The sequence below is a fragment of the Mycobacterium sp. UM_CSW genome (assembly GCF_000455205.1).
Classification (GTDB): domain Bacteria; phylum Actinomycetota; class Actinomycetes; order Mycobacteriales; family Mycobacteriaceae; genus Mycobacterium.
Window position 1 is genome coordinate 1 of sequence record NZ_AUWQ01000161.1, and the last position, 3,517, is coordinate 3,517.

Here is a 3,517-nt window from a genome sequence, read left to right on the forward strand (position 1 = left end):
CCGGGCCACCGTGGCGGGGTCGGTCTCGAGCAGCTTGGGCCCGCCCGGACCGTCGCCGTAGTCCTGAATCACCCGGGGCGCGCGCATCAACAGGTCCGGCACGTAGGCCGACGTTCCCAGTACGTGCATCAGCCGCCGGGCCACCGCGGGCTTGTCCCGCAGCGTGGCCAGGTACCACCTCTCCCCGGCCAGCGCCTCCGACAGGCGCCGGTACGCCAGCAGCCCGCCGTCGGGATCGGGCGCGTAGGACATCCAGTTCAGCAGCCTCGGCAGCAGCACCGACTGCACCCGGCCACGCCGCCCGCTCTGGTTGACCAGCGCCGACATGTGCTTCAGCGCGGTCTGCGGCCCCTCGTAGCCCAGCGCCGCCAGCTGCCGCTCGGCGCCCTCGGAGGTGATGCCGTGCGCGATCTCCAAACCGGCGGGGCCGATGGACTCCAGCAGCGGCTGGTAGAAAAGCTTGGCGTGCAGGCCGGACACCCGCACGTTCTGGTGCCGGAGTTCCTCGCGCAGCACCCCCGCCGCGTCGTGGCGGCCGTCGGGCCGGATGTGCGCCGCCCGCGCCAGCCAGCGCACCGCCTCCTCGTCGTCGGCCTCCGGCAGCAGGTGGGTGCGCTTGAGCCGCTGCAGTTGCAGCCGGTGCTCGAGCAACCGCAGGAACTCGTAGGACGCGGTCAGGTTCGCCGCGTCCTCGCGTCCGATGTAGCCGCCCCGGCCCAGCGCGTCCAGCGCGTCCACCGTCGAGGCCACGTGCAGCGACTCGTCGGTGCGGCCGTGCACTAGCTGCAGCAGCTGCACCGCGAACTCCACGTCCCGCAGGCCGCCGCTGCCGAGTTTGATCTCGCGGGCGCGCACCTCGGCGGGCACCAGCCGCTCCACCCGGCGGCGCATGGCCTGGACCTCGACGACGAAATCCTCACGCTCGCAGGCGACCCAGACCATCGGCGTCAGCGCGGCCAGGTAGCGCTCGCCGAGCTCGGCGTCGCCGACGGCCGCCCGGGCCTTCAGCAGCGCCTGGAACTCCCACGTCTTGGCCCAGCGCTGGTAGTAGGCGATGTGCGATTCGACGGTGCGCACCAGCTCGCCGCTGCGGCCCTCCGGCCGCAGCCCGGCGTCGACCTGGAAGAAGGCCGACGACGCCACCCGCATCATCTCGCTGGCCACCCGGGTGGTGACCGCGTCCGCGCGCTCGCCGACGAAGATGACGTCGACGTCGCTGACGTAGTTCAGTTCGCGGGCACCGCATTTGCCCATCGCGATGACCGCCAGCCGGGGCGGCGTGCGGTCGCCGCACACACTGACCTCGGCCACCCGCAGCGCGGCGGCCAGCGCGGCGTCCGCCAGGTCCGACAGCTGGGCGCTCACCACGGTGAACGGGAGGACTGGCTCGTCCTCGACCGTGGCGGCCAGGTCGAGGGCCGCCAACACCATCAGCTGATCCCGGTACAGGATGCGCAGGCGTTCCAGCGCCGACCCCGGGGCGCTCAGCGCCTCGTCGACGCACTCGAGGAACGTCGCGCACAGTTCCTCGCGCGAGGGCAGGCGGGCCTTGCCGCGCAACAACTTCCACGACTGCGGGTTCGCGGCGAGGTGATCCCCGAGGGCCAGCGACGAGCCGAGCACCCCGAACAGCCGACCGCGCAGCCCGCGTTCGGTGAGCAGCGCGGCGCTCAGTTCGTCCCAATCGCTGTCCGGGTTCTCCCACAGCCGCACCAGCACCCGCAGCGCGGCGTCCGGGTCGGGCGCACGCGACAACGCCCACAACCGGTCGACGTAGTTCTGGTCGTCGCGCTCGTACCAACCCAGCTGCGCCAGACGATCACCGGCAGGCGGGTCGACCAACCCGAGCCGGCCCACGCTGGGCAGCCGGGGACGTTCGGTCGCGGGTTTGGTCACGACCACGACCGTAGCGCAAGCCGCCGGTCTCTCAGACCGATCGGCGCAGGGTGTGAGCTAGAGCGACAGGTAGGTGCGCAGCTCGTAGGGCGTGACGTGGCTGCGGTAGTTGGCCCACTCCGTGCGCTTGTTGCGCAGGAAGAAGTCAAACACGTGCTCCCCCAACGTTTCCGCGACCAGCTCGGAGGCCTCCATGGCGCGCAGCGCCGCGTCGAGACTGGTGGGCAGCTCCCGATATCCCATCGCGAGGCGTTCCTCGGGCGTCAGGTCCCACACGTTGTCCTCGGCCTGCGGTCCCAGCACGTAGCCCTTCTCCACGCCGCGCAGTCCGGCGGCCAGCAGCACGGCGAACGCCAGGTACGGGTTGCACGCCGAGTCGGGGCTGCGCACCTCGATCCGCCGCGACGACGTCTTGTGCGGTGTGTACATCGGGACGCGCACCAGGGCCGACCGGTTGGCCGCCCCCCACGACGCGTTGGTGGGCGCCTCGCCGCCCTGCACCAGCCGCTTGTAGGAGTTGACCCATTGGTTGGTGACGGCGCTGATCTCCGAGGCGTGCTCGAGGATCCCGGCGATGAACGATTTGCCCACGTCCGAGAGTTGCAGCGGGTCGTCGGTGCTGTGGAAGGCGTTGACGTCGCCCTCGAACAGGCTCATGTGGGTGTGCATGGCCGAGCCGGGGTGTTCGGCGAAGGGCTTGGGCATGAACGACGCCCGTGCGCCGTTTTCGATCGCGACTTCCTTGATGACGTAGCGGAACGTCATGACGTTGTCGGCCATCGACAGCGCGTCGGCGAAGCGCAGGTCGATCTCCTGCTGACCGGGCGCGCCCTCGTGATGGCTGAACTCGACCGAGATGCCCATGAACTCGAGGGCCTCGATGGCGTCCCGGCGGAAGTTGGACGCGGAGTCGTGCACCGCCTGGTCGAAGTAGCCGGCGCTGTCGACGGGGATGGGCCGCGACCCGTCGTTGGGGCCGGACTCCAGGAGGAAGAATTCGATTTCGGGATGCACGTAGCAGGAAAAGCCGAGGTCGTTTGCCTTCTGCAGCTGGCGGCGCAGCACGTGCCGCGGGTCAGCCCACGACGGCGAGCCGTCGGGCATGGTGATGTCGCAGAACATCCGCGCGGAGTGGTGGTGGCCGGACGGGGTCGCCCAGGGCAGCACCTGAAAGGTCGACGGGTCGGGGTTGGCGACGGTGTCGGATTCGGAGACGCGTGCGAAGCCCTCGATCGAGGATCCGTCGAAGCCGATGCCCTCCTCGAAGGCGCCTTCGAGTTCGGCCGGCGCGATGGCTACGGACTTCAGGTAGCCGAGCACATCGGTGAACCAGAGCCGAACGAAGCGGATGTCTCGCTCCTCCAACGTGCGGAGGACGAATTCCTTCTGTCGATCCATAACTCGAACAGTAGGCAACCGCTGTTAATTTTGTGTTACCGACGCCCGCTCAGAACCGTTGCGGGGCTCCGCCCTTGATTCCGGTGCGCTAGAGACCGGTGCCGCCGCGGCCGCCGGTGGCGGTGCCGTTGCCGGCGCTTATGACGGCGGCGCTGCCACCACCGCCACCGCCGCCACCACCGGCGAGGACGTCGCCGAGACCGCCCGCGCCGCCGGTGGCGCC

The 3,517-nt window shown here is 70.2% G+C and carries 2 protein-coding genes; both read right to left on the reverse strand.

Annotated features, from left to right (window positions below):
• Nucleotides 1-1,902, reverse strand: a 1,902-nt coding sequence (locus N415_RS30205) for a bifunctional [glutamine synthetase] adenylyltransferase/[glutamine synthetase]-adenylyl-L-tyrosine phosphorylase (RefSeq protein ID WP_081665618.1), incomplete at its 3' end; no start/stop codon positions are given.
• Nucleotides 1,903-1,953: 51 nt separating this feature from the next.
• Nucleotides 1,954-3,294 carry a type I glutamate--ammonia ligase gene (gene glnA / locus N415_RS30210; RefSeq protein WP_068101920.1) on the reverse strand — a complete coding sequence of 447 codons (1,341 nt, stop codon included), beginning with the start codon at nt 3,292-3,294 and terminating at the stop codon, nt 1,954-1,956.
• Nucleotides 3,295-3,517: the final 223 nt, after the last annotated feature.

Coding starts and splice junctions, on each gene's coding strand:
- glnA (WP_068101920.1), bottom strand. CDS start 3,294: ATGGATCGACAGAAGGAATTCGTCCTCCGCACGTTGGAGGAGCGAGAC.